We start from the raw sequence: 25,632 nt of genomic DNA on the forward strand, positions 1-25,632 counted from the left end.
CCGTGAATACGTCCGTGTAGGCTTGTAGAAAACATCCATGTTTTCTACAGTCCCGCAAACCCGCCCCCGCCGACCCTCGACGGGGTATTGGTGGCCTCGGAAGATCAACGGCGGTTCCGATTATTTTTCCTGCGTTACCGGACGTTGGTGGGTTCCGTGCATTCGTTCGGGAACCGAATCTACCGGCCCAGGCCCGTGCGACGTAACCGCCGCGTAACCGGCCCAGACCCATTCGGCGCACCCGCCGCGTAACCGGCCCCAGACCCATTCGGCGTAACCGCCGCGTAACCGGCCCCAGACCTGTGCGGCGTAACCGCCGCGTAACCGGCCCCAGACCTATTCGACGTAACCGCCGCGTAACCGGCCCAGACGCATTCGGCATAGCCGCCGCGTAGAGCCACGCCATGCGTGGCTGCTCTTTCCCTCCGCACGCGACCATCTATCGGGGGCGGCCGGCGGGTAGCCCCCGGAGGGACGCTAGAAAACATGGGTCCGGCGCATGCGCCGGACGGGTTGGGCAGGACGCCCAACCCCGGCCTTGCCGTGTACGCAGGATTGCGTACACGCGCAAGTTTTGGAGCAGCCTACAAGGACGTACTTGCGGCGTGTCCCGGAGCGGGGCTGCCCGACGGCCGCCCCAGCACGTAGAGCCCGAAACGCTGCTCCTAAGCGCTAGGTATCCGCCCGCGACGCCTCATCCCGCGTCTCTTCCTGCGCGGCGATCTCGCGCTCGATCCACGCATCCATCATCCGCCGCGCGCGCAAGGCGCGGCGGCGCTGCAGGGCGTACTCCATGTCCAGCACGCGGTACAGCGACCACATCACCGCCAGCATCAACAGGGCGAAGGGCAGGGCGGCGATGGTAATCATGCCCTGCAGGGCGTCCAGGCCACCGGCCAGCAGCAGGACGGCGGCGATCAGTGCGATCGCCACGCCCCAGGTGATGCGGCGCGACAAGGGTGGGTCGCCCGCTTCATCTGTGGACATGGTGGCCAGCACCAGCACGGCGGAGTCGGCCGAGGTGACGAAGAAGATCATGAGCAGTATCAGCGCCAGCACCGAGAGCACGGTGGGCATTGGCAGGCTGTCGAACATGGTGAACAACACGGTCTCGTAGCCGGTGCCCAGCGCCTGCACGAGATCGACGTGGCCGAAGATCTGCGACCACAACGCGGTGCCGCCGAATACGGAGAACCACAGGAAGCCCAGTACGCTCGGCGCAATCACGACGCCCAGGACGAACTCGCGGATGCTGCGCCCGCGCGAGACGCGCGCGATGAAGGAACCGACGAACGGCGCCCAGGCGATCCACCATGCCCAGTAGAAGATGGTCCAGTCGGCCACCCAGGTGCTGCCCGAGAACGGCGACATGCGCAGGCTCATGGTCACCAGCTGGTTGAGGTAAGAACCAATCGTGGTGGTGAGGGTGTCGAAGATGAAGGCGGTGGGCCCGAGCACCATCACCAGCGCGAGCAGCAGGGCGGCCAGGGCCAGGTTGAAGTTGGACAGCCACTTGATGCCACGGTGCACGCCGCTGGCGGTGGAGGCCATGTAGAGCACGAAGGCCACGGCGATGATGGTCAGCTGCAGTGGGGCGCCGGCATGGATGCCGAATACGCGCTCCAGCCCGGCGGCGATCTGGATGGTGCCGAATCCCAGGGTGGTGGCCACGCCGATCGCGGTGGCGACGACGGCCGCCACGTTCACGACGGTGCCGATCCAACCACGGTGATGGGCGCCGATCAGTGGCTGCAGCAGGTCGCTGATCAGCCCGCGGCCGTTGCGGTTGAACTGGAACCACGCCATCGCCAGACCGATCAACGCGTAGATCGCCCACGGGTGCAGGCCCCAGTGGAAGAACGCGTAACGCATCGAAGCGCGCGCCGCCTCCATGCTCTGCGGTGCCAGGCCCTCGGGCGGGGTGACAAAGTGCGAGACCGGTTCGGCCGCGCCCCAGAACACCAGCCCGATGCCCATGCCAGCGGCGAACAGCATCGACATCCAGCTGGCGTTGGAGAAATCCGGCTCGGCATCTTCGCCGCCGATCCGCAGCGAGCCGAGCCGGCCGAAGGCGAGATACAGCAGAAACGAGAGAGTGATAAATACCACCAGCAGATACAGCCAGCCCGCGCTGCGGATGATGTGGACCAGGCCGCCGCGGACAACCTCGTTGAACGGGTCCGGCGCGATGCCGGCCACCAGCACCAGCAGCACCACCAGCGCGATTGAAAGTCGAAATACCATGCGCGGCAGTCTAGCCAAGGCGGCATGACCCCGCTGTTCACAAACCGCGTGGCGGCCACCGACGGCTGCACAAGGCGGGGCAGCTGTGGTCTAATCGGCCCCGAAGCGGGGGTACCGCGGCCATGTGGCCACGGTTGAGACAGTCCCTTCGAACCTGATCCGGTTGATACCGGCGTAGGGAAGCTTCGCAACAGCCGATGCACCGCGCCGCCCAGCCCCCGCCTGGCATCCGCGCGCCGTGCGCCTGCCGTGCGCCGCCGCTTCGTCCCTTGCCGTGCGAACCCTCGCACCGATAACCCAGGACGATGCCCGATGAACGCACACCCTTCCGCCCTGCAGCAACAGGCCCAGCAGTTGTCCGAATCGGTCACGCGGCCCATTCCCGGCTCGCGCAAGATCCACGTGGCGGGCTCGCGCAGCGACCTGCAGGTGCCCATGCGCGAGATCGCGCTGACCCGCACGCCCACGCTGTTCGGCGGCGAAGAGAACGCGCCGCTGACGGTGTACGACACGTCCGGTCCGTACACCGATCCGGAGGCCCGCATCGACCTCTCCACCGGCTTGCCCGCGTTGCGCGCGGGCTGGGTGGCCGAGCGCGGCGATACCGAACTGCTGGATCGGCTGAGCTCGGCCTTCGGGCGCTCGCGCGAAACCGATGCCCGCCTCGACGCGGTGCGCTTCCCCTCGCGCCTGCAGCCGCGCCGCGCGCTGGCCGGTGCCAATGTCACGCAGATGCACTATGCCCGGCGCGGTATCATCACGCCCGAAATGGAGTTCGTGGCGATCCGCGAGAACCAGCGGATCGAGGCGATCCGTGACAAGGCGTTGCTGATGCAGCACCCGGGCCAGTCATTCGGCGCGTCCATCCCCGCCTCGATCACGCCCGAGTTCGTGCGTGAGGAGATCGCACGCGGCCGCGCGGTGTTGCCCAACAACATCAATCACCCGGAAAGCGAGCCGATGATCATCGGCCGCAACTTCCTGACCAAGATCAACGCCAACATCGGCAACAGCGCGGTGTCCTCCGGCATCGCCGAGGAGGTGGAGAAACTGGTGTGGGCGATCCGCTGGGGCGGCGACACCGTGATGGACCTGTCCACCGGCAAGCACATCCATGAAACGCGCGAATGGATCCTGCGCAACTCACCGGTGGCGATCGGCACGGTGCCGATCTACCAGGCGCTGGAGAAGGTGGACGGGCGCGCGGAAGAACTGAGCTGGGAGATCTTCCGCGACACGCTCATCGAGCAGGCCGAGCAGGGCGTGGACTACTTCACCATCCATGCCGGTGTGCTGCTGCGTCACGTGCCGCTGACCGCCAGGCGCGTCACCGGCATCGTCTCGCGCGGCGGCTCGATCATGGCCAAGTGGTGCTTGGCCCATCACCGCGAGAACTTCCTCTACACGCACTTCGAGGACATCTGCGAGATCATGAAGGCCTACGATGTGACCTTCTCGCTGGGCGATGGCCTGCGCCCGGGCTGCATCGCCGATGCCAATGACGCCGCGCAGTTCGGTGAACTCGAAGCGCTGGGTGAGCTGACGAAGATCGCCTGGAAGCACGACGTGCAGACCATGATCGAGGGCCCCGGCCATGTGCCGATGCAGCTCATCAAGGAGAACATGGACAAGCAGCTGCGCGAATGTGGCGAGGCGCCGTTCTACACGCTGGGGCCGCTCACCACCGACATCGCGCCGGGCTATGACCACATCACCAGTGCGATCGGCGCGGCCATGATCGGCTGGTATGGCACCGCCATGCTCTGCTACGTCACCCCCAAAGAGCACCTGGGCCTGCCCAACCGCCAGGACGTGCGCGACGGCATCATGGCCTATCGCATCGCCGCGCACGCGGCCGACCTGGCCAAGGGCCATCCTGGTGTGCAGGTACGCGACAACGCGCTGAGCAAGGCACGCTTCGAATTCCGTTGGGAGGATCAGTTCCATCTCGGCCTCGATCCGGAGAAGGCCAAGGAGTTCCACGATGAAACCCTGCCCAAGGACGCGCACAAGCTGGCGCACTTCTGTTCCATGTGCGGCCCGCACTTCTGCTCGATGAAGATCACCCAGGACGTGCGCGACTATGCGGCGGGGCAGGGGCTGGACGAGCAGGCCGCGCTGGCCGCCGGTATGGCGGAGAAGTCCACGCAATTCCGCGAACTCGGCGCCGAGGTCTACCGACCGGGGTAAGTCACGACCGTTGGTCGTGACTGCATAGGGCCATGACCCGCCAATCGCGGGGTGCCGGGGCGGCCGTCATGCCGCCTCGGTGCCGCCTCCGTTAAGCTTCGGCCGACCGACACAGGGGCAGGGACCACCACGATGGCGATCGCACGCACCACCAAATGGCTGGCCATCGCCCGCCGGCATCCCTCGGCCTGGCTGCTCGGCGTGCAGCTGCTGGGCGTGCTGCTGTACCCGGCCATGGACGAATCCGGGGCGGGCCGTGCGCTGTTCGGGGCGTTCGGCATTGCCGTGCTCGGCCTGGCGCTATGGGTGGTGCGGCGCAGCCCGCTGGGCATGTGGGTGGCGCTGGTGCTGGCCATTCCCTCGGTGGTGTTCTCCATTGCCGGCGCGTTGCTGGGCCGGCCCGCCCTGGTCACCACGGCACAGCTGCTCGAATGCCTGCTCTACTTCTATACCGCCGGCAGCCTGATCGCGTACATGCTGCAGGACCATAAGGTCACCCGCGACGAGCTGTTCGCCGCCGGTGCCACCTTCACGTTGTTGGCGTGGGCGTTCGCGTTCGCCTTCGCGGTGTGCCAGCAGTGGTACCCCGGCAGCTTCATGGCGACCAGCGAAAGTGAGCTGCGCACTTGGATGGAGCTGCTTTGTCTCAGCTTCAGTTTGCTGTCCGGCGTGGGGCTCAGCGACGTGGTGCCCGTTCATCCGCAGGCGCGTGCGCTGGTGATGCTGGAGCAGTTCGCGGGGGTGATGTACGTGGCGCTGGTGGTGTCCCGGCTGGTCGGGCTGACGATGATCCGAAACGCGCGAAACTGAATCAGGGATAAAGTAATTCTGAATCGCACATAAAAAATTCGCGCCCGGAGGCGCGAATAGTGAAGCAGTTTATGTGGATTCGTCGGCGAGAGAGGGCCTGATGTCGTCCCCGCGCACAGGCGCGGTTTAACCTGCATAGGCTAGTATTCGCGCGGTTCAGTGGTTTTGCGCGTTGCGCTGATGCCTTTTGCGGAATCTGGCGGTTCGATCGATCAGTAACCTGATTCGGTGAGTGCTGCATTCCTGTTGCCCTGCTGTTGTACGTATCACCGGAATGATCAGCATCGAGAATGGCACCGCCACGGCCGACCGCATCAGGATCGGCGACTGCACGATCACGATTTCATCGCGTGAGGTGATGGTCGACGGTGCGCGTCGTGTCCGCCGGCTCACGCCGAAGGCGCTGGGCGTGCTGCGGGTGCTGATGCGCGTGCCGGGTGCCGTGGTGACCCGTGAGGAGCTGTTCGCCGAGGTCTGGCCGGACACGCTGCCGACCAACGATGTACTGACCCAGGCCATCACCCAGCTGCGCAAGGCGTTCTCGCGCGACGACGAGGGCGGCGCGGCCTATATCGAAACCATCGCCAAGTCCGGCTATCGGCTGCTGCAGCCGGTCACGGAGCTGGTAGACACCGCGCCCGAGACGGCGACCGACGCAGCGCCCAATGAAGACGAACGCCACGCGCTGTCGGCCGTGTTCGCCGCGGCCAGCGCCGCGCCGCGCACGCGGCCGCGCAGCCGCTGGCGGCGCATGCGTCGCTACGTTCTGTTGGCCGTCGGGCTGGGCATGGTCGTGGCCCTGCTGGTGATGACCGCGCTGCTGCTGCAGCGTCCGGGTCAGGAACCCAGCGGCAGTGGCGTGCTGGCCGACGGCAGCCGCGTGGTGGGTAGCCCGCAGCGCCCGTACCGGCTGATCACGGCCACCTCCGGCTTCGAAACCTATCCCACGGTGTCCCCGGACGGCTCGCAGGTCGCCTACGAGGCCGACGGCACCGCCCACGGCGGCAGCACCATCAAAGTGCAGACCTCGGGCAATGCGCCGGCGCGTGCGCTGGCCGATACGTCGCCGGGCCATTCGGACCGCTTTCCCAGCTGGTCGCCGAATGGCCGCGAGATCGCGTTCGCCCGGTTCGGGCCCGGCGCCAGCTGCGAGGTGCTGATCGGCAGCGCCACGGGCGGCGCGCTGCGCCATGTGACCCGTTGCGATGGTACCGAGCTGCTCAGTTTCGACTGGACGCCCGACGGGCGCGGGCTGGTGTTCGGCTCGCTGTCCGGGCGCCACGCGTACCGTGGCATCCGCGTGCTGGATATCGCCAGTGGCCAGTGGACGGCACTGAACTATGCGGTGGCCGAAGACAGTTTCGATTACGCGCCGCGCTTCTCTCCGGACGGGCGCTGGATCGTGTTCGTGCGCAACCCGCAGATCGGCGACCTGTGGCGCCTGCCGGCGCAGGGCGGGGTGCCCGAGCAGCTCACCAATGATTCGGCCGAGATCCGCGGCTGGGCCTGGCGCAGCGACAGCCGCCACATCGTGTTTGGCCGCCGCGTGGACAGCGAGGCGCGGCTGTACGAACTGGACACCGAGACCCGCACGTTGCGCGACGTGGGCATCGACGATGCGCAGTCGCCAGCGCTGTCGCGGCACAACAACATGCTCGCCTTCGTGCACCGCAAGGCGCAGTTCGGCCTGTTCCGGGTGCCGGTCACCGACGGACGCCCGGGCACGCCCGAGCGTCTGTTCCCGTCCAATGGGCGTGACGGCCAGCCAATGCTGGCGCCGGACGGCCAGCAACTGGTGTTCACCTCGGACCGTTCGGGCAACTACGGCCTGTGGTGGGCGGACCTGACCCGCCCGGAGTCGCTGCGCCCGGTGGAGGGCCTGCGCCCGGAAACCCGGCAGGCCGCCGACTGGTCGGCCGACAGCACGCATCTGCTGGTCTCCGGCCGTGACGGGCAGGGGCAGCCGCTCATCTACGAGGTGTCGCCGCGCGACGAGCAGGTCGTGGCGCTGCCCGTCCCGGTCGCGCAGCCGCTGCAGGCCTTGTACGCCGGCGACAACGACCATGTGCTGGTGGTCGAGCGCGACCAGGACGAACGCATGCGCCTGTCGTTGTTCGATCGGCGCAGCTCACCCTGGAAGTTGCTGGGGCAGATCGAGGGCGTCTCGCAGGCACGATTCGATACCGCCCAGCAGCGTGTTCTGTTCACCCGGCTGTCGGCGGGCGGGCTGTGGTCGGCGGACGCCCACCTGGACCCGGCCAGTATCCAGCAGGTCAGCGAGGACCGGCCCTCGCGCTGGCGCTACCGGACCTGGGCCGTGGCACGCGATGGCAGCCTGGGCTACCTGTCCAGCAGCGCCGACTGCGCCACCGCCTTCGCGCGGATCAGCACCCCGTCGGCCGGTGCCGAGTACTGCCTGGATGCCGAGCGGCTCAGCGCCGGCAACGGATTCAGTGCGCAACCCGACGGCAGCGCGTTGTACCTGGCGCTGGCAGTGGCCGACGGGGCCGACATCGGGGTGATGACGATGCCCGAACCGCCGCGCCCGGTGTTCTCCTCCATCAGCAACGTATTGTTCTGGAAGGGGAAATAGCCTTCGTGATTCTTTCGTGGCGACCTCGTGTCGAATTCGGATCAATCTCGTAGTTCGTTCCTGACGCTGCCCGCCTGATTTGGCAAAACGGTTGCCCCGTAACGGCAAACCCCGGTGCACGTCATGCGTCAGCTCTCTCTCGCCGATCGCGGCCAATCGCTCTCCCTGGACAAGATCGTCGACGACGGTCCGCTGCCGACGTGCCTGGGCGTGGCCCGGCTGGGCAGCCTGCAGACCGCCGGCACCACCTTCACGGTGTGGATGCAGCTGCGCGGCAGCGCCTGGGTCGAATCGAAGGAGGGCAAGTTCCGGCTGCGCCAGCGCGAGTGGATTGCGTTCGAGAAGGAATCCAAGCCGATGATCCAGGCCGGGCGCGATGGCCTGTGCATTGGCCTGAGCCTGACGCCCGAGGCCATGCGTGCGCTCGGCGAGCTGGCCGACTGCAGCCTCTATGCCGGCCGCGGCAGCATGTCGCGCAGCGAAGTGCGGGTTGCCCTGCGCCTGTGGCGCGAAGCGCTCGCCAACGGCCAGCCGGCACAGTCGCTGCGCCCGGTGCTGCTGCATCTGGCCTCGCTGCAGGGCGCGCTTGCTACCGGCGTTCAGCGCTGTCCGGGCCGTTCGCGTCTGCGCAAGCGCCAGGTGTTTGGCCGCATGCAGCGTGCGCGTTTGTTCCTGGAAGGCAACAGCCACCGGGTGGTGCGCATCGGCGAGCTTGCCGAACTGACCAACTTCTCCAGCTGGTATCTGTCCAAGACGTTCCAGAGCCTGTACGAAGAGAGTCCGCAATCGCTCTCGGCGCGACTGCGCCTGGAACGTGCCGCCGACCTGCTGCGCGACACCGACATGATGATCGGCGAAGTAGCTGCCGCAAGCGGTTTCGACAATTGCTGCAGCTTCGCGCGTGCATTCCGCGCCCGGTATGGGCAGTCGGCATCGGGCTTCCGTCAGGCCGGCGCACTACTCCCGCCAAAGTCGGCAAAGAGTCCGGTGGCATCGCGCAAATAATAAACGGTAACGCAATCGTAACTTTCCGAGGCGGTTTAACACGCTACTAACGTACCTTGGAGAGATTGATGAATTTTCGTACTCCCGCAGTGCGGCTGGGTCTTCTGCCGGCCAGCATTGCGCTGGCGCTCGTGCCGAGCCTTGCCTCGGCACAGGAAGCAGCCTCCGGCACCACTGACCTGGATCGCATCTCGGTCACCGGCTCGCGCATTCGCCAGGCCAACATGGAAACTGCTCAGCCGGTCATCGCGCTGACGCGTGCCGACATCGAGAAGCAGGGCTTCACCAGCGTTGCCGATATCGTGCAGAACCTGTCGGCCACCGGTTCCCCGGCCATCAGCCGCGCCGACGCACTGTCGTCGGGCGAAGAAGTCGGCGGCCAGTACGTCGACCTGCGCAACCTGGGTCCGGAACGCACCCTGGTGCTGCTGGACGGCAAGCGCATGGGCGTCAGCTCCGGCGGCTACACCGACCTGGCATCGATCCCGACCTCGGTCGTGGAGCGCATTGAAGTCCTGACCGATGGCGCTTCGGCCATCTATGGTTCGGATGCGATCGCCGGCGTGGTGAACATCATCACCCGCAAGAACTTCGACGGTCTGGAAGCCAGCTTCTACAAGGGCCAGTACGGTCAGGGCGACGGCGACAAGACCACCTACAACTTCGTCTACGGCCAGACCGGCGAGCGTGGTTCGATCACCTTCGGCGCCGAATACAGCGAAGAAGAGCCGGTGCTGGCGAAGAATCGTCGCTACAGCGCCAGCTCCAACGGCTACCGTCACCCGACCCCGACCGATGACAACTCCAACGGTTGGAGCGCGATCACCGAGAACGGCGTGCTGGTCACTCCGGGCGGCAACTACACCCTGAACCAGGGTGGCGATCCGACCAACTTTGCCGACTACCACGCGCTGACCAACGCCGACCTGTCCAACCCGTCGCAGCAGATGTTCCTGTCGACCGGCATCAAGCGTCGCTCGGTCTTCAGCAATGGTCAGTTCGACTTCACCGACAGCATCCGCGGCAACGCCAGCGTTCTGTACACCGAGCGTGAAGCGCTGCAGCAGATCGCCGGTTATCCGTACCGCTCGGTGCCGTACGGCACCCAGCTGTCGGCCGACAGCGTGTTCAACCCCCTGGATACCGACGTCGACTTCATGCGTCGTACCTGGGAAATGCCGCGCCAGACCAAGTCCGAGCTGAACACCTTCCGCTTCAGCGGCGGTCTGGAAGGCTCGTTCGAATTCGCTGACAAGTACTTCGACTGGGATGTGGGCTACGTCTACAACCGGAACAAGGGCGTCAAGACCGGCACCGGCAACCTGTTCATCCCGAATGTGCAGAACGCCGTCGGTGCGTCGTACATCGATGCCAATGGCGTGGCCCAGTGCGGTTCCGCTGCCGCCCCGATCGCTGGCTGCACCCCGTGGAACCCGCTGCTGCCGTACGGCACTGCAGGCCAGGGCTCGCTGGACAACGAGGCACTGCGGAACTACCTGTTCCTGCCGAGCCACGATACCTCGGTCACCACCAGCAAGGTGTACAGCGCCAACCTGAGCGGTTCCATCGTGACCCTGCCGGCGGGCGACCTGTCGTTCGCAACCGGCTATGAGCACCGCGAAGAAGACGCCAACTACAGCCCGGACGCCCTGCTGCAGTCGGGTCTGAGCACCGATCTGGCCGGCGCGCCGACCGCCGGTGGCTACAAGCTGGACGAGTACTACCTCGAGCTGAACGTGCCGATCCTGGCTGACCTGCCGTTCGCCAAGGAACTGTCGGTCGACATGGCTGGCCGTTACTCGGACTACAACACCTTCGGCGACACGATCAACAGCAAGTTCGGCCTGAAGTGGAAGCCGATCGACGACCTGCTGGTCCGTGGCACCTACGCGACGGGCTTCCGTGCACCGACCGTGGCTGATCTGTACGGCGGCACCTCGGAAACCTTCGACAAGTACACCGATCCGTGCGACACCTCCTTCGGTGCAGCCGTGCGCAACGGTGACGTTGCGGCTCGCTGTGCGGCTGTCGTGCCGGCCAACTTCCGTCAGGAAGCGTCGGGCGGCGTCGATGCCTCGGGCGCCGGTGCGCAGTCGAACTACGCGTACCTGTCCGGTTCCAACAAGGAGCTGACCCCGGAAACCTCCAAGACCTGGACCCTCGGCCTGGTTTACAGCCCGAACTTCGTGCAGGGCCTGGACATCAGCCTCGACTGGTGGAAGATCCGGATCAACAACGTCATCGCGGCGGAGTCGGTCACCTCGATCCTGAACCAGTGCTACGTGCTGAACAACGCCAACGCCTGCGACCGTTTCGTGCGTGATGCCGATTCGGGCCAGGTGGTCGACGTGACCCGTACGCTGATCAACGGCGGCTACCAGGAAACCGCAGGTTACGACCTGGGCGTCAAGTACCGCCTGCCGGAACTGTCCTTCGGCAACATCGTCATCGACTGGAAGACCACGTATGTGGACTACCTCGAGTACAAGCGTGACAACGAAGAGCAGACCGCCGTCGAGCAGCACACTGGCTGGGGCACGGGTGACTGGGGCGCGAACTTCCGCGTCCGCTCGAACCTGAATGTCGATTGGAGCTACGGCAACTTCGGCGTCAACTGGGGTGTGCGTTACTACTCCGGCCTGAAGGAAGAGTGCGCGTACGATATCGACGGCGGCCCGGAGTGCAACAACCCGAGCTTCCAGTCGGCGTACACGCTGGCCATCCCGGTGCGCAACACCGGTTCGAACACGTTCCATGACCTGCAGGTGCGTTACAACACCCCGTGGGATGCCACCATCTCGGCCGGCGCGAACAACGTGTTCAACCACGAAGGTCCGATCATGTACAGCCAGCCGAACTCGAGCTTCTCGTACTACGGCGGCTTCGACATCGGTCGTTTCTACTACCTGAAGTACACCCAGAAGTTCTGATCCATCGAACCACTGGTGCAATGAAACGAGGGCGGCCCGCAAGGGCCGCCCTTTTTTTGATCACGACCAACGGTCGTGATCTACCGGCAGGCAACGACTGTTGGTCGTGATCTACCAGCAGGCAACGACCGTTGGTCGTGTCCGCGCACAAAAAAATGGCGCGCCTCACGGCACGCCATCATCGTTTCCCACGCCGCCGGTAGGCGGCGACCGTTGGTCGTCGCGCGTTACGCGTCCGCGGTAGCCAGACCCATCAGCCCATTGGCGTGGTCACGCCACTGCGGCAGCTTGGCCAGCACGCCGGCACGCTGCAGGTATTCCTCGTCCACCGGGTCGCCGTTGACCAGCGCCAGCGCCACATGCACCGCACCGGTCACCCAGAAGCTGCGCGTGTTCGAGCGCTGCGGCTGCAGGTGGAACGCCACCGCCTCGATGATCGGCATCGGCAGGCCCCACAGGCCCAGCAGGTAGGCACCGGCTTCGCTGTGGCCCGGGCGCGGGTCGGCATCGCTGGCCGGATCCGTGCGTTCGTTGCGCACGCCCGGCAGCAGCAGGCCGATATCGGCCAGCAGTGCGGCGGTCGCGCCCAGCTCGGCGCTGGAATCGGGCAGCAGTTTCGCCGCCAGCCGAGAGGCCAGCAGCGCACGCTGCTGCAGCGCGTTGCGTTCGGCGCCCGACAGCGGCGATGCGGAAAACACCTCGCTCGCCAGCACCAGGTCGCGCAGGGTCGCCAGGCCCAGCCGGGTCACGGCCGTGCGCAGGTCGGAAATCGTCCGGCCACTGTTGAAGAACGCCGAATTGGACAGCTGCAGCACCTTCGCCGCGATGGCCGGGTCGGCCGAGACCAGCTTGGAGACATCGGCGGTATCGGTGTCGTCGTCATGCTCCAGCGCCTGGGTCAGGCTCAGGTACAGGTGCGGCGGCGAGGGCAGCTTTTCGATGCGGCCGATGGCGCTGCGCAGGCGCGCGCTGTCCAGCAGTTCGCGCAGCTCTTCCAGGCTGGTGAGCGCTTCAAGCAGCACTTCCGGTGCCAGCGGCAACGGCAGAAAACGATGGGCCACGCCGATCAGGCGCGCCGGCGGCGGCCGGTTGCCCTGGGCCGCATCCACCAGCGCGATGCGGATCGTCTCCGGACGCAGCGTCCGGATCTGGCCCAGCAGCGTGGTGGCCGTGAGATCGGGCAGTACGGGGCAGGCAATCACCGCATCGATCGGCGTGGACGCCACGATACTCATGGCTGACTGGCCATCCGGCGCCGTCAGCGGCTGCCACTCTTCCCCAAGATCGGCAATGAAATCCATCAGCTCAGCCGACAGGCTGGCTTCGTCCCCAACTAGCAGAATACGCACGACACAGTCCCCTGGGTGACCACGGTGAAACGCACCGTGGACGGTGTAGAAGTCGCAATGTACCCAATCCGGCACAAAGAGTGATGTGCCGCATCGTAAAAACGTGATGCCCATCGCTCCGGCGGCAGGCGCCGGAGCGGGGCAGGCCGGGCTCAGCGCGGCTCGGCGAGGTAGCGCTTGTGCGCGTCAACCAGGATCTGCTTGGCTTCGGCGGCGCCGCCCCAGCCGTCCAGCTTGACCCACTTGCCCTTCTCCAGGTCCTTGTAATGCTCGAAGAAGTGGCCGATGCGCTCCAGCCAGTGGCTGGACACCTGCTCGATGTCTTCCACGTGCGCGTAGCCGCTGAACACCTTGGAGATCGGCACGGCCAGGATCTTCTCGTCGCTGCCGGCCTCGTCGCTCATCTTCAGCACGCCCACCGGACGGCAGCGCACCACCGAACCGGGCACCAGCGGCAGCGGCAGCACCACCAGCACGTCGGCCGGGTCGCCGTCGCCACACAGGGTGCTGGGCACGTAGCCGTAGTTGCAGGGGTAGCGCATCGGGGTGGAGAGGATGCGGTCCACGAAGATCGCGCCGGTTTCCTTGTCCACTTCGTACTTGACCGGCTCCGAGTCCTTCGGGATCTCGATGATGACGTTGATTTCTTCCGGCGGGTTCTTGCCGGGCGAGACGAGTTCCAGACCCATGGTGTGCTCCGAGAGGGGGATTGTCGCGATAAGACCTCCCATTTTATGCGTTTGCCGCCCGCCGTGCAGGCCGGCAGCCACCGACGTGGCCAGACGGCGCTTCCTGACCCCGCGGCGCGGCGGCCGCCGATGCTTTCCGGGGCCGCCCGGGCGCACCGTGGTGGCTCCTGGAACCCCGAGGCTGTCCATGCCCACCGCCCTGCTGCTGCTCCGGCACTGCCTGCTCGCGTTCACCGTCGCGCTGCTGCCGTTCGCGGTGCACGCCGCGCCGCCACGCTATATCGACCTGGCCGAATGGGTGGGGCCCGATGACACGCCTGGGGATCGGCGGTTTCACGCGCTGAATGACTGGATCGTCTATGAATTCAACGACCTATGTCCCGATTTTTTCTGCGCGGACGGCTATGGCAACTACCGTCTGCTGGGCCTGAGCTGCGTGGTCGATACCCGCACCGACGGTGTTCGTGCGTGCCGCCTGCCGGTCGCCGCGAGCCGCGACCAGGTCCATCCGGGAACCGGGGCGCTGCAGACCGACGTCCGCCATTGGCTCTGTCCGGTCCCGCTGCCGCCAGGCCTGCTGGTGGCCACCTTCCTGGCTGCGCTCGACTGGCAGCCCGACAGCTCCGGCCACCTGTTCAACGCCCTGCCCGGGTCGGGTCGTTCCCTGTTCGACGCATTGCAGGACTGCCTGCCCTGATCCGCGGCGCCCGCCGCTCACCTCCAAGGAGCCGTTCCATGATCCACCCCTCATTACTGTCGCTGCCGCTACTGCTGGCCGCTGCGTTCACCCCGGCACCGGCCGCTGCGGCGCCGACCCACGTCGATCTGGTCGATTACCCCACCGTGCAGGCCAACTGGGACAGGTTCCACGACCTCGGTCGCCGGCTCAACGCCGGGTTCGACAATGTCTGCGCCGACACCTTCTGCGAAGGCGAGTTCAGCGACATCGAGGCGTTCCGCCTGCGTTGCGCGGTCGAAACCGCCAGCGGATCGGTCAGTGAGTGCCGATGGGCGTTCGCGGCCAGCGAGGTCGAGGTGGATGAACAGTCCGGGCGTATCGTGGCGCGCCAGCCCACCTGGCTGTGTCGCCTGCCGATTCCCGCAGGGACCTCGGTTGAAACGCTGTTTGCGGCGCTGTCCGGACCGAATGCGATCTTCGCGCGCCTGCCCGGCGCCGCCGTCAGTGTCTACGAAGCGGTGGGCGACTGCCTCACCCTGCACCAGCCGCCCTCGTGAGCCCAAACGTGCCGTTGCTGCCGCTTGCCGGCGCGCCATGAGCACGGTCTGCGAGCGAGGGCACCGCCTACGCTAGTCTGCGCCCATGGATTCCCTCCTTGCCGCCGCCGCACGCGCCCTCGCCGCAGGCGACGTCCTGACCGCGTTGGGCAATGTCGCCCTGCGCACGGATCCGCCCGCGCTGGCCCTGCGCGGGGTGGCCATGGCCCAGTTGGGCGAACTGGAGCGGGCACGTGAGCTGCTTCGGCTGGCCTGGCGCGGGTTCGGGCCCGACGAGGTGCTGGCGCGGGCACGCTGCGTGGTAGCCGAGGCGGAAGTGGCCCTGGCATTGCGCGACCTGGCCGGCTCCAGCGCCGCATTGCTGACAGCGGCTACCGCGCTGGAGGCACGTGTCGATCCCCACAATGCCCTGCAGGCGTGGTTGATCCTGGCGCGACGTTGGCTGCTGCTCGGACGGCGCCAGGAGGCGACCGAGGCACTGGCCCATCTGCAGGGACGCGCCTTGACGCCCGCGCTGGCGGCCATGGCGGCGCTGACCGACGCCGCGCTCGCGGCGCATGCCCTGCAGATGGCACGGGCCACGGCCGCTTTGAAGGACGCCACCGCTGCGGCGCAGGTGTCGGGCATTGGCGCGCTGCAGGCGGAAGTGGCGCAGGCGCGGCAGCAGTTGGCCCGGCCCGCCGCGCGCAGGACCGACGGCGGTGCCGAGCACCTGCTGGACCTGGCCGCCGTGCAGCAACTGCTCGCCTCGCCGTGCTGCGTCATCGACGGTTGCCGGCGCGGTGTGTGGGCGCGTGGCCAGTGGCGCTCCCTGGCACGGCGCCCGCTGCCATTCGCTTTGCTGCGCGCACTGGGCCAGGCGTGGCCGGGCGGGGTAGACCGTGATCAGCTGATCGCGCAGGTGTTCCGCCTGCGCCATGCGGACGAGACCCACCGCGCGCGGCTGCGGGTGGATATCGGCCGGGCACGCGCCTTGGTGCAAGGGCTGCTGCAGATCGAGGCGACCGCCACCGGCTACCGTCTGCAGGCAGCGCCCGGGCAGGACGTAGCGGTGCTGGCACCGCCGATCGACGGCGAACAGGCGGCGGTGGCCGCCCTGCTGGCGGACGGTGCGGCGTGGTCCACTTCGGCGCTCGCGTTGGCGCTGGGCACCAGCCAGCGCACGGTGCAGCGGGCGCTGGCGGCACTTGAAGACACGGGGCAGGTGCGCGCGCACGGGCGGGGACGCACGCAGCGTTGGTTGGCGGCGCCGCTGGCCGGATTCACGACGATCTTGTTACTCCCGGGATCGTTGCCGGGCGACTAGTGTCTTTCGCAGGCACCCATGACGGACGTGCCAGGAGAATCTGCAATGAACAGTGCATCCCTTTCAGCTTCCGCCGCACCGCAGGTTCACGACGCGGAGGTGGCGCGCGAATACGGGCCGTTCGACGGTGCCGACTGCATTCACGGCGTCAGCTTCGATGGTCGCTACGTATGGGCCGCCACCGGCACGGCGCTGCTGGCGATCGACCCGGACAGCGGTCGGCCGGTACGTTCGCTGGCGGTGGCGTGCGACGCCGGCACCACCTTCGACGGCACCCACCTGTACCAGATTGCCGAAGCGCGCATCGACAAGATCGACCCACGCAGCGGCGAGGTACTGGCCTCCATCCCCGCGCCGGGTGCGGGCGCCGACTCGGGCATGGCCTGGGCGGAGGGCAGCCTGTGGGTCGGGCAGTACCGGGAACGCCGCATCCACCAGATCGACCCGGCCACGGGCCAGATCCTGCGCACCATCGCGTCGGACCGCTTCGTCACCGGCGTGACCTGGGTCGACGGTCAGCTCTGGCACGGCACCGATGATGGCGAACACAGCGACATCCGCCGGGTGGACCCCACCAACGGGCAGGTGCTGGAACAGCTGCGCATGCCCGAACGCATGCATGTGAGCGGCGTGGAAGCCGACGGCGCCGGGCTGTTCTACTGCGGCGGGGGCCGCAGCGGCGTGGTGCGTGCGGTGCGCCGCCCCCGCACTTAACGTGACTCATTCTCATTTGAGGCGTAACATGCCGCGCCTCCCCTCCGGATCGACCGGCGCGCTGCGCTGCGCCGCCTTCGCATGTCCTCCAACGCCGCCACGCTGACCGAACTGTTGATCCGCGAACGCCCGGCGCTGCTGCGGCTGGTGCAGCGCATCCTGGGCAGCGACGGCAGTGCCGAAGACGTGATCCAGGCGATCTGGTTCAAGGCGCGCGGCGTCGATGGCGGCGTGGCAATCGACAACCCGCGCGCCTATCTGTACCGTCTGGCCACCAACCTTGCCACCGACCATGGCCGGGAGCGCAGCCGCCGCGCGCGGCTGCTGGCCGACCACTACCTGTGGGGGCCGGACGAGGTGTTGTCCACGGAAGAGCAGGCGATGGCACAGGATGAGCTGCAGCGGGTACTGGCCGCCGCCGATCATCTTCCCGAGCCCACCCGCACGATCTTCCGCCTCAACCGGCTGCAGGGCCTGACCCAGGCGGAAATTGCCCGGCGTCGGGGGGTGTCGGTGACCACCGTTGAAAACCATGTGCGCGCCGCGCTGCAACGACTGGCGTGGGCGCGCAACGCCTGACCCGCCACGCCACGCCAGCCATGAGCCCGCACGACACCCCAGCCGCACCGCCACCGCCGTCCCATCCCGACCTGGTCGCCGAACAAGCGCAGGCCTGGATCGCATGGCTGGCGTCCGGCGCGGTGGACGAGCCGCGCATGCAGGAATTCGAGCGCTGGCTGTCGGCGCCGGGGCACCGGCGTGCGTTCGAATTCGAACGCCAGTTGTGGCGTGCCGTGGGCGAGGCGCCGGCCGCAGTGGCGCCGCCGCGGCGACGCTTCGCGCGCATCGGCCTGGCCCTGGCGGCCGCGCTGGCACTGGTCTGGGTGGCGCCGGATGCCTGGCTGCGGCTGCGCGCCGATCACCTGACGACCCATGAAGTGACCACGGTTGCGTTGCCCGATGGCAGCCGTGCGGTGCTGGATGCGGATTAGGCCATCGCCGTGGACTACGACGACACCCAGCGCAGCATCCGCCTGCTGCGCGGGCGGGCGTGGTTCGAGGTTGCCCCGGGCCGCGAGCAGCCGTTCCGGGTCACCGCGCAGGGTGGGGTAGTGGAGGACATCGCCACGGCGTTCGCCGTGGCCAGCACCGCGCACGGGGTGGACACCGAGGTCTCACAGGGGCAGGTGCGGATCGCGGCAACACCCGATGGCGCCTGGACCTATCTGCTGGCCGGGCAGCGCGCCGGATTCACGCCCGATGGCCGGGTCGCACGGCGCAGCGACGTGGCGCCGGACCGGATCGCGGCCTGGCGCGATGGCGAGCTGCTGCTGGAAACGGCCGACGTGGCCGATGCGGTGGCGCAGATCGCGCGCTACCGGTCCGGGCCGACCTTCCTGCGTGGCGACCTGGCGGCACTGCCGGCGGTCAACGCCGCGCTGCGCGTGGACCAGCCCGAGCAGGCGCTGGATGCGTTGGCCATGTCTGGCGGGCTGCGCATCACGCGGCTGCCGATGGGCGTGGCGATCGTGGCGCCTGCCGACCGCTGACGCGGTCTTGGGGAATGGCCTTCCCCATTCGTCTTACCCCCGAACGTACCCGCCGCCGCCACGTACTTCGCAGCGCCCGCACCTTGTGCGGGGACGCCGTTTCCACGGCATTGCCTCTTCAACAGGTTTCAGCATGCTCCCCACTTCCCGACCGGGCCGACGTCCGCGCCCGTCCCGTCTCTGCATCGCGTTGCTCGCCGCCGGCCTGGTGCCGGTGAGCGCAGTGCCGGCGCTGGCCCAGTCCTCCGACAGCGCCATGACGCGTGCCACCCACCGCTTCGACATTCCCGCCCAGCCCCTGGCCGACGCGCTGCGCAGCTACATGCGCCAGTCCGGCGTGCAGGTGGCCTATCCGGCGGCGCTGGCGACGGGGGTGAACTCCACCGCAGTGAGCGGTTCGCTCGATGCGCAGACCGCGCTGGCGCAGCTGTTGCAGGGCAGTGGGCTGGCGCCGCGTGCGGTTGGCGCCGGTGCGGTCACGCTGGAGCGTGCCGCGCCTGCCGCGCGCGCGGAAGGCGTGATCGTCAGCGCGCCGTTGCGCGTGGCCGGCGATCAGTTCGATGCCGGCAGCGATGCCGAGCGCGCGCTGGATGTGTACCGCAACACCGGCTCGAGCGTGTTCGTGCCGCGCGCCACGATTGAACGCTTCCGCGGCACGTCCACCGCCGACATCGTCAAGGGCGTGGTCGGCGTCACCGCAGGCGATCCGCGCAGCGCCAATGCGCTGGACCTCAACATCCGCGGCATCCAGGGCCAGAGCCGCATCCCGGTGATCATCGACGGCGGCCAGTCCACGATGGACACCTATCGCGGGTATGCCGGGCAGTCGCAGCGCACCTACCTGGACCCCGACCTGATCTCCAGCCTCACCGTCACCAAGGGCCCGAGCCTGGGCGCCAACGCGTCCGGCGGCATTGGCGGCGTGGTGGAAATGGAGACGCTCAACGCCGGCGACGTGCTGCGCGACGGCCAGGACAGCGGCCTGCGCGTGCGTAGCGGCGTGTCCAACGGCAGCGCGCGCGACCTGCCGGCCTACGGCGGCACGCCGGGCACCAACCGCAACAGCCTGGGCGGGCAGTTCTTCAACATTGCCGGCGCCAGGCACTGGGACCGTTTCGACCTGGTCGCCGCCTACGCCTGGCGCGACACCGGCAACTACTATTCCGGCAAGCACGGCTACGACGATTTCCCGCAGACCCGGCGCACGCTCGCCCCGCTGAATCCGCCCAACACCGAGGTCTTCAATACCTCGTCCAAGTCCAATTCGGTGCTGCTCAAGGGCACCTGGCGGATCGATGAGAGCCAGACCCTGGAAGCCGGCTATCGCCGCTACAGCGGGCGGCAGGGCGAAATCATGGCCTCGCAGATCATCCGCGTGGACCGCGACCGCGTGCCGCAGTGGGAGCCGGGCAGCGTGGACATGGATGCCTACAACCTGCGCTACCGCTTCAACCCGGACAACGACGTCGTCGATCTCAAGGCCAACCTCTGGTACACCGACGCCGACAGCCTGATGTACAACGGCCTCACCGGCATCACGCCGTGGTACTTCGACCGCCGCACCGAGTGGTATGACGGCCCGACCTTCAACACCGACCCGGGCTACAAGGACGCCTACCGCAACGGCATGCAGCAGCAGCGCCTCGGCCTGGACGTGTCCAACACCACGCATGTGGCCACCGACAGCGCCGGCCTGTTCACCTTCGACTACGGCGTGTCGTACAGCGACGAGGACGTCGGTCCGGGCCGCAACTCGCCAATCAAGCATGACGACCTGATCAACAACCGCTTCCTGCGCAATGCCGAGCGTAAGGAATACAGCGCGGTGGCCTCGATGAAGTGGCTCCCCGACGAGCATTGGGAACTGCTGGTGGGCGGCCGCTTCAACCGCGTCAGCATCCACGACCGCAACCGCCTGGCCACGCCGGACGGCGAGGAGGTGATCGGACAGTACCGCTACACCCAGCTGCTCAACGGCAACCCGGCGCTGCCGGCGTGGCGTGCGCAGCGCATCGCCATGCTCAACTGGTACCCGGATGCGAACGGCCAGTTCACCGAAGCCTCGCTGCTGGCCTCGCCGTACAAGAAGGGCACCGTCGCCGACATCAGCGGCTGGAACTTCCACGATGTCACCGCCACCGAAGACCTGATCGTGCCGACCAGCTGGACCTGGTCGCAGCCGATCCGGCGCACCGACAACGCGTTCATGCCCACGGCCAGCGTCACCTACCGCTTCAATGACGAGACGATGGTGTACGTGAAGTACGCCGAAGGCGTGAAGCTGCCCAGCCTGTTTGAAAGCACGCTGGGCCTGTTCACCGCTGCCAAGCCCGTCGGCGACGAGCTCAAGCCCGAGCGCGCGGGCACCTGGGAAGTGGGCGTGAGCACGGTCAGGAATGATCTGTTCGGGACGGGCGACCAGGCGGCATTCAAGCTGGCGTACTTCAACACGCGTATCGACGACCTGATCACCCGCGACTACCGCACGCTGTCGGCGGGGTACATCCGCAACATCGACCGCTTCAAGGTGTCCGGCCTGGAATTCCAGTCCAGCTATGACGGCGGCAAGGTATTCGCCGACCTGTCGGCGCATTACTACGTCGAGGCCAAGACCTGCGCCCCGGACATCGCCGCCGAGCGTCGCGCGTACGGCGTGCAGCGCAAGATCGAAGAGCTGGCCAACACGCCGGACTGCGTGGACGGTGGTTTCGAAGGGTCCTACAGCAACACGCAGAACCCGCCGCGCTACACCGCGAACCTGACCCTGGGCGCGCGCCTGCTCGACCAGCGGCTGAGCTTCGGCACCCGCGTCATCCACAACGGTGGGCCGATCAGCAAGCTGGACAAGGAATGGAACGTGGGGCTGTCGGCGATCCAGCAGTTGTACCAGCCGGCCACCATCGTCGACGTGTTCGCCAGCTGGCAGGCCAGCGAACGGCTGGCGCTGGACTTCAACGTGGACAACCTGACCGATCGCTACTACCTGGACCCGCTGGCGCTGGGCGTGATGCCGGCACCGGGCCGGATCATGCGCCTGGCGTTGACCTGGCGCTATTGATCAGAACGAGGCGCGGCAGATAAGCCGCCGCGCCTCACGTAGCGACACGCCATGCGTGGCTGCTCGCAACGCCGCCGGCTCTCAACCCGCAACCGAATCCGCATGCAGCGCTTCATTGAGCTCATCGACGACGATGGCCCACTCCGCATCCGACTTGAGCTGCTCGCCCAGGAACTGGCGCTGGCCGTCGTTCCAGAACGGCGCCTCGGTCACCTTGACCTCGGCCGGTAGCTGGTGCTGGAGAATGAACGCGGCAATGGCCTCATTGCTGGCCTCCAGCCCCAACTGCTGGAACAGGGTGGTCATGCGCGTTTCGGTGGTGTCCATCATGGCAATCCTTGTGGGGCGATACGAAGCCCGCATTATCGCCACGCCCGGGTGAGGATGGCATCGCCGGATCGGGGGAGGGCACGCGACCCGGCAATCCGGGTTGGGGTAGTCTGCGTGGCAGGCGTCTTATCCCTGTACCGCGCTCTGCGTGGTGCGGCCATCTCTTCCTGCCATAACGCCATGACTGCCATCGATACCCTTGAAGCCACCCGCAGCCAACGCCTGAAGGCTGCAACCCGCGACAGCCACGGCGCGTTGGACAAGCGCATCATGGCCGGCGAGATCTTCGCCGACCGCGCGCGCTTCGCCCGCTTCCTGCGCGTCCAATACCGCTTCCACCGCGATATCGACGCGCTGTACGCCAACGCCGCGCTGGACGCCCTGCTGCCGGACCTGGCCGAACGCCGGCGGCTGCCGCAGGTCACCCGCGACCTGCGCGACCTGGAACAGACCCTGCCCGCGCCGGTGCCCATGCGGCTGCACCCGGACCTGCCGCTGCCGGCGGCGCTGGGCTGGTTGTACGTGGCCGAGGGCTCCAACCTCGGCGGCACCATCCTGTACAAGATGGCCGGCCAGCTCGGCCTGGATGCCGATTTCGGCGCACGCCACCTGGCCGCGCACCCCGACGGTGCCGCGCGCCACTGGCGGGCCTTCACCGCCGCGCTGGACGGCGTGGTGCTCAGCGAGGCCGAGGAGCAGCAGGTGATCGATGCGGCGGACGCGGCATTCCGCAGCGTGCACGACCACGTGGAGCTGGAGTTCGCATGAGCACTGACGCCCGCACCGGACCGCGCTGATGCGGTGGCTCTGGTTCTGCCTGGGCTGGCTGATGGTGGCGCTGGGGGTGATCGGCGCGCTGTTGCCGGTGATGCCCACCACCATCTTCCTGATCCTGGCGGTAGGGTGTTTCGCCCGCAGTTCGCCGCGCTTCGAGCGCAAGCTGCTGGAGCACCCGCGTTATGGCCCGGCGTTGCGCGCGTGGCGTGAGCAGGGCGCCGTCAGCCGCAAGGGCAAGGCGTTCGCCGCCGGCGGCATGGCATTTGGTTTTGCGATGTTCTGCTGGGGCGCGCGGCCGTCGTGGCCGTTGCTGCTTGGGGTGGGGCTGTTTTTCGCGGCGAGCGCGGCGTACGTGTTGTCGCGGCCGACGCCGTTGCCGTAACAACCGGGCAACGCGCGGGACACGCATGGCGTGTCTCTACGGACCCGAGCGACCAAGGATCGTAGTGACACGCCATGCGTGTCAAAGCCATGATCCTGCGCACGTAAACCGCCATGGGTGGCTGCTCTCCGTTCCGGCACCGCGAAGCCACCCATGGGGTGGCTCTACGAGCTAGCCCCCGACTGTTGGTCAGGGGGCAAACACGCTCTACAACAACGGCACCAGCAACAGCGCCACGATGTTGATGATCTTGATCAACGGGTTGATCGCCGGGCCCGCGGTGTCCTTGTACGGGTCGCCGACCGTATCGCCGGTCACCGCCGCCTTGTGCGCTTCGCTGCCCTTGCCGCCGAAGTGGCCATCTTCGATGTACTTCTTGGCGTTGTCCCAGGCACCGCCGCCGGTGGTCATCGAAATGGCCACGAACAACCCGGTGACGATGGTGCCGATCAGCAGCCCGCCCAGCGCGCGCGGCCCCAGCAACAGGCCCACCACTACCGGCACCGCCACCGGCAACAGGGACGGTACGATCATTTCGCGGATCGCCGAGCGGGTCAGCATGTCCACCGCACGGTCGTACTGCGGCTTCCCGGTGCCCTCCATGATCCCCGGAATCTCGCGGAACTGGCGGCGCACTTCCTCCACTACCGCACCGGCCGCACGCCCCACCGCCTCCATCGCCATCGCACCGAACAGGTAGGGGATCAGGCCGCCGATCAGCAGGCCGATGATCACCGTGTGGTCGGACAGGTCGAAGGCGAACACCTCGCCCGGATGCGCCGCCTGCAGGTTGTGGGTGTAATCGGCAAACAGCACCAGCGCGGCCAGTGCCGCCGAGCCGATCGCATAGCCCTTGGTCACCGCCTTGGTGGTGTTGCCGACGGCATCCAGCGGGTCGGTGATGTTGCGGATCTCCGGCGGCAACTCGGCCATCTCGGCGATGCCGCCGGCGTTGTCGGTGATCGGCCCGTAGGCGTCCAGCGCCACGATCATGCCGGCCATCGACAGCATCGCGGTGGCGGCGATGGCGATGCCGTACAGCCCGCCGTGGAAGTGCGCCAGCCAGATCGCCGCGCACACCGCGATCACCGGCAGTGCGGTGGACTTCATCGACACGCCCAGGCCGGCAATGATGTTGGTGCCATGGCCGGTGGTGGACGCCTGCGCCACGTGCTGCACCGGCTTGTACTGGGTGCCGGTGTAGTACTCGGTGATCCACACGATCAGCCCGGTGAGGACCAGCCCGATCAGCGCGCAGATGTACAGGTTCAAGGCGCCATGCGCGTTGTCCGGCATCAGCTGCAGGGTGATCGGGTAGAACGCGATCGCGGCCAGCACGCCCGACACGATGACGCCCTTGTACAGCGCCCCCATGATCGAACCGCCCGGCTTCACCTTGACGAACAGCGCGCCGATGATCGAGGCAATGATCGATACGCCACCCAGCACCAGCGGGTAGAGGATCGCGTTGCGACCGGCTTCGGCGATCATCAGGCTGCCGAGCAGCATGGTGGCGATCACCGTCACCGCATAGGTCTCGAACAGGTCGGCAGCCATGCCGGCGCAGTCGCCGACGTTGTCGCCCACGTTGTCGGCGATCACCGCCGGGTTGCGCGGATCATCCTCGGGAATGCCGGCCTCCACCTTGCCCACCAGATCGGCGCCCACATCGGCACCCTTGGTGAAGATGCCGCCACCCAACCGCGCGAAGATCGAGATCAGCGACGAACCGAACGCGAGTCCGACCAGCGCGTGCAGCGCTGCGGCAGTGTCCAGCCCCATCCGCAGCAGCAGCGCGTAGTAGCCGGCCACGCCGAGCAGGCCCAGCCCGACCACCAGCATGCCGGTGATCGCCCCGCCACGGAACGCGACATCCATGGCGGCGCTGAGGCCGTTGCGGGCCGCTTCGGCGGTACGCACGTTGGCGCGGACCGAGACGTTCATACCGATGTAGCCGGCCGCACCGGACAGCACCGCACCGATCGCGAAGCCGATCGCGGTGTACCAGCTGAGGAAGATGCCGACGAGTACGAACAGCAAGGCGCCGGCGATGCCGATGGTGAGGTATTGGCGGTTGAGGTAGGCGCGCGCGCCTTCCTGGATGGCGGCGGCGATTTCCTGCATGCGGGCATTGCCAGCCGGTTGCCGGAGAATCCAGCGTGCCGACACGATGCCGTAGAGAATCGCGAGAATGGCGCAGAACAGCGCCAGAGATAGCCCATAACGTTCCAGCATGTCCCCTCCCGGGTGATGGATGGCATCCAGTCGACGGACGAACCTCACCACGCGGGGCACAACGGGCTGCAACGATGGACCAACCCGTTCAGACCGTACCCGGTCATCAAGCGTGTGGCTTTGTTCAGCAATCCTGGTGCGCCCCGATTATGCAGGGAAATGCTCCACAACAGCGGCATCCATGCGCCGGGATGCCAGCCACGTCTCGTTTGGGGGCGCGCAAGCACCGTAGCG

At 67.3% G+C, this 25,632-nt stretch carries 18 protein-coding genes, 1 pseudogene and 1 riboswitch; of the genes and pseudogenes, 14 read left to right on the forward strand and 5 right to left on the reverse strand.

What is annotated here, in order from left to right:
* Window positions 1-672: 672 nt before the first annotated feature.
* Window positions 673-2,244, reverse strand: coding sequence for a BCCT family transporter (locus ACREPD_RS12160; RefSeq protein ID WP_431599581.1), 1,572 nt, complete (start codon window positions 2,242-2,244; stop codon window positions 673-675).
* 97 nt (window positions 2,245-2,341) lie between these two features.
* Window positions 2,342-2,443: riboswitch (TPP riboswitch) on the forward strand.
* Window positions 2,444-2,556: 113 nt separating this feature from the next.
* On the opposite strand from ACREPD_RS12160, the gene thiC reads away from it, so the two are divergent.
* From thiC to ACREPD_RS12185, 5 genes are all read left to right on the forward strand, one after another.
* Window positions 2,557-4,434 (forward strand): phosphomethylpyrimidine synthase ThiC, encoded by a 1,878-nt coding sequence (gene thiC / locus ACREPD_RS12165; RefSeq protein ID WP_431599582.1) that lies wholly within the window; start codon window positions 2,557-2,559, stop codon window positions 4,432-4,434.
* A gap of 132 nt (window positions 4,435-4,566) precedes the next feature.
* On the forward strand, window positions 4,567-5,244 hold the full coding sequence (locus ACREPD_RS12170; RefSeq protein WP_431599583.1) for an ion channel: 678 nt from the start codon (window positions 4,567-4,569) through the stop codon (window positions 5,242-5,244).
* A gap of 274 nt (window positions 5,245-5,518) precedes the next feature.
* Entirely contained in the window at window positions 5,519-7,837 is a 2,319-nt protein-coding gene (locus tag ACREPD_RS12175) for a winged helix-turn-helix domain-containing protein (protein WP_431599584.1), read from the forward strand.
* Window positions 7,838-7,960: 123 nt separating this feature from the next.
* Entirely contained in the window at window positions 7,961-8,842 is an 882-nt protein-coding gene (locus tag ACREPD_RS12180) for a helix-turn-helix transcriptional regulator (RefSeq protein WP_431599585.1), read from the forward strand.
* A 68-nt stretch (window positions 8,843-8,910) separates the two neighbouring features.
* Complete coding sequence (locus ACREPD_RS12185) at window positions 8,911-11,772, forward strand: TonB-dependent receptor plug domain-containing protein (RefSeq protein ID WP_431599586.1); 2,862 nt, start codon at window positions 8,911-8,913, stop codon at window positions 11,770-11,772.
* Window positions 11,773-11,999: 227 nt separating this feature from the next.
* Here the strand turns inward: ACREPD_RS12185 and ACREPD_RS12190 are convergent, their stop codons facing one another.
* On the reverse strand, window positions 12,000-13,121 hold the full coding sequence (locus tag ACREPD_RS12190) for an HDOD domain-containing protein (RefSeq protein WP_431599587.1): 1,122 nt from the start codon (window positions 13,119-13,121) through the stop codon (window positions 12,000-12,002).
* Between the two features lie 152 nt (window positions 13,122-13,273).
* Window positions 13,274-13,810, reverse strand: a complete 537-nt coding sequence (gene ppa / locus ACREPD_RS12195) for an inorganic diphosphatase (protein ID WP_421569326.1) — start codon at window positions 13,808-13,810, stop codon at window positions 13,274-13,276.
* Window positions 13,811-13,997: 187 nt separating this feature from the next.
* On the opposite strand from ppa, the gene ACREPD_RS12200 reads away from it, so the two are divergent.
* The 7 genes and pseudogenes from ACREPD_RS12200 to ACREPD_RS12230 all read left to right on the forward strand — a co-directional run bounded on the left by ACREPD_RS12200 (window position 13,998) and on the right by ACREPD_RS12230 (window position 21,674).
* On the forward strand, window positions 13,998-14,507 hold the full coding sequence (locus ACREPD_RS12200) for a hypothetical protein (RefSeq protein ID WP_431599588.1): 510 nt from the start codon (window positions 13,998-14,000) through the stop codon (window positions 14,505-14,507).
* 38 nt (window positions 14,508-14,545) lie between these two features.
* The gene (locus ACREPD_RS12205) at window positions 14,546-15,046 is read left to right on the forward strand and encodes a hypothetical protein (protein ID WP_431599589.1); all 501 of its coding nucleotides are present in this window, start codon (window positions 14,546-14,548) and stop codon (window positions 15,044-15,046) included.
* A gap of 85 nt (window positions 15,047-15,131) precedes the next feature.
* Entirely contained in the window at window positions 15,132-16,352 is a 1,221-nt protein-coding gene (locus ACREPD_RS12210) for a helix-turn-helix domain-containing protein (protein ID WP_431599590.1), read from the forward strand.
* A 45-nt stretch (window positions 16,353-16,397) separates the two neighbouring features.
* Complete coding sequence (locus ACREPD_RS12215; RefSeq protein ID WP_431599591.1) at window positions 16,398-17,066, forward strand: glutaminyl-peptide cyclotransferase; 669 nt, start codon at window positions 16,398-16,400, stop codon at window positions 17,064-17,066.
* Between the two features lie 81 nt (window positions 17,067-17,147).
* The gene (locus ACREPD_RS12220) at window positions 17,148-17,645 is read left to right on the forward strand and encodes an RNA polymerase sigma factor (protein ID WP_421569331.1); all 498 of its coding nucleotides are present in this window, start codon (window positions 17,148-17,150) and stop codon (window positions 17,643-17,645) included.
* A 20-nt stretch (window positions 17,646-17,665) separates the two neighbouring features.
* Window positions 17,666-18,616: pseudogene (locus ACREPD_RS12225) on the forward strand (FecR family protein).
* A gap of 133 nt (window positions 18,617-18,749) precedes the next feature.
* Window positions 18,750-21,674 (forward strand): TonB-dependent receptor domain-containing protein, encoded by a 2,925-nt coding sequence (locus ACREPD_RS12230; protein ID WP_431599592.1) that lies wholly within the window; start codon window positions 18,750-18,752, stop codon window positions 21,672-21,674.
* An 81-nt stretch (window positions 21,675-21,755) separates the two neighbouring features.
* Here the strand turns inward: ACREPD_RS12230 and ACREPD_RS12235 are convergent, their stop codons facing one another.
* Complete coding sequence (locus ACREPD_RS12235) at window positions 21,756-22,001, reverse strand: DUF2789 domain-containing protein (RefSeq protein WP_421569333.1); 246 nt, start codon at window positions 21,999-22,001, stop codon at window positions 21,756-21,758.
* 183 nt (window positions 22,002-22,184) lie between these two features.
* On the opposite strand from ACREPD_RS12235, the gene ACREPD_RS12240 reads away from it, so the two are divergent.
* On the forward strand, window positions 22,185-22,772 hold the full coding sequence (locus ACREPD_RS12240; RefSeq protein ID WP_431599593.1) for a biliverdin-producing heme oxygenase: 588 nt from the start codon (window positions 22,185-22,187) through the stop codon (window positions 22,770-22,772).
* A gap of 28 nt (window positions 22,773-22,800) precedes the next feature.
* Window positions 22,801-23,163, forward strand: coding sequence for a YbaN family protein (locus ACREPD_RS12245; RefSeq protein ID WP_431599594.1), 363 nt, complete (start codon window positions 22,801-22,803; stop codon window positions 23,161-23,163).
* 207 nt (window positions 23,164-23,370) lie between these two features.
* Here the strand turns inward: ACREPD_RS12245 and ACREPD_RS12250 are convergent, their stop codons facing one another.
* Window positions 23,371-25,398, reverse strand: a complete 2,028-nt coding sequence (locus tag ACREPD_RS12250) for a sodium-translocating pyrophosphatase (RefSeq protein ID WP_431599595.1) — start codon at window positions 25,396-25,398, stop codon at window positions 23,371-23,373.
* Window positions 25,399-25,632: the final 234 nt, after the last annotated feature.

This window comes from Stenotrophomonas sp., from assembly GCF_050737075.1.
Classification (GTDB): domain Bacteria; phylum Pseudomonadota; class Gammaproteobacteria; order Xanthomonadales; family Xanthomonadaceae; genus Stenotrophomonas.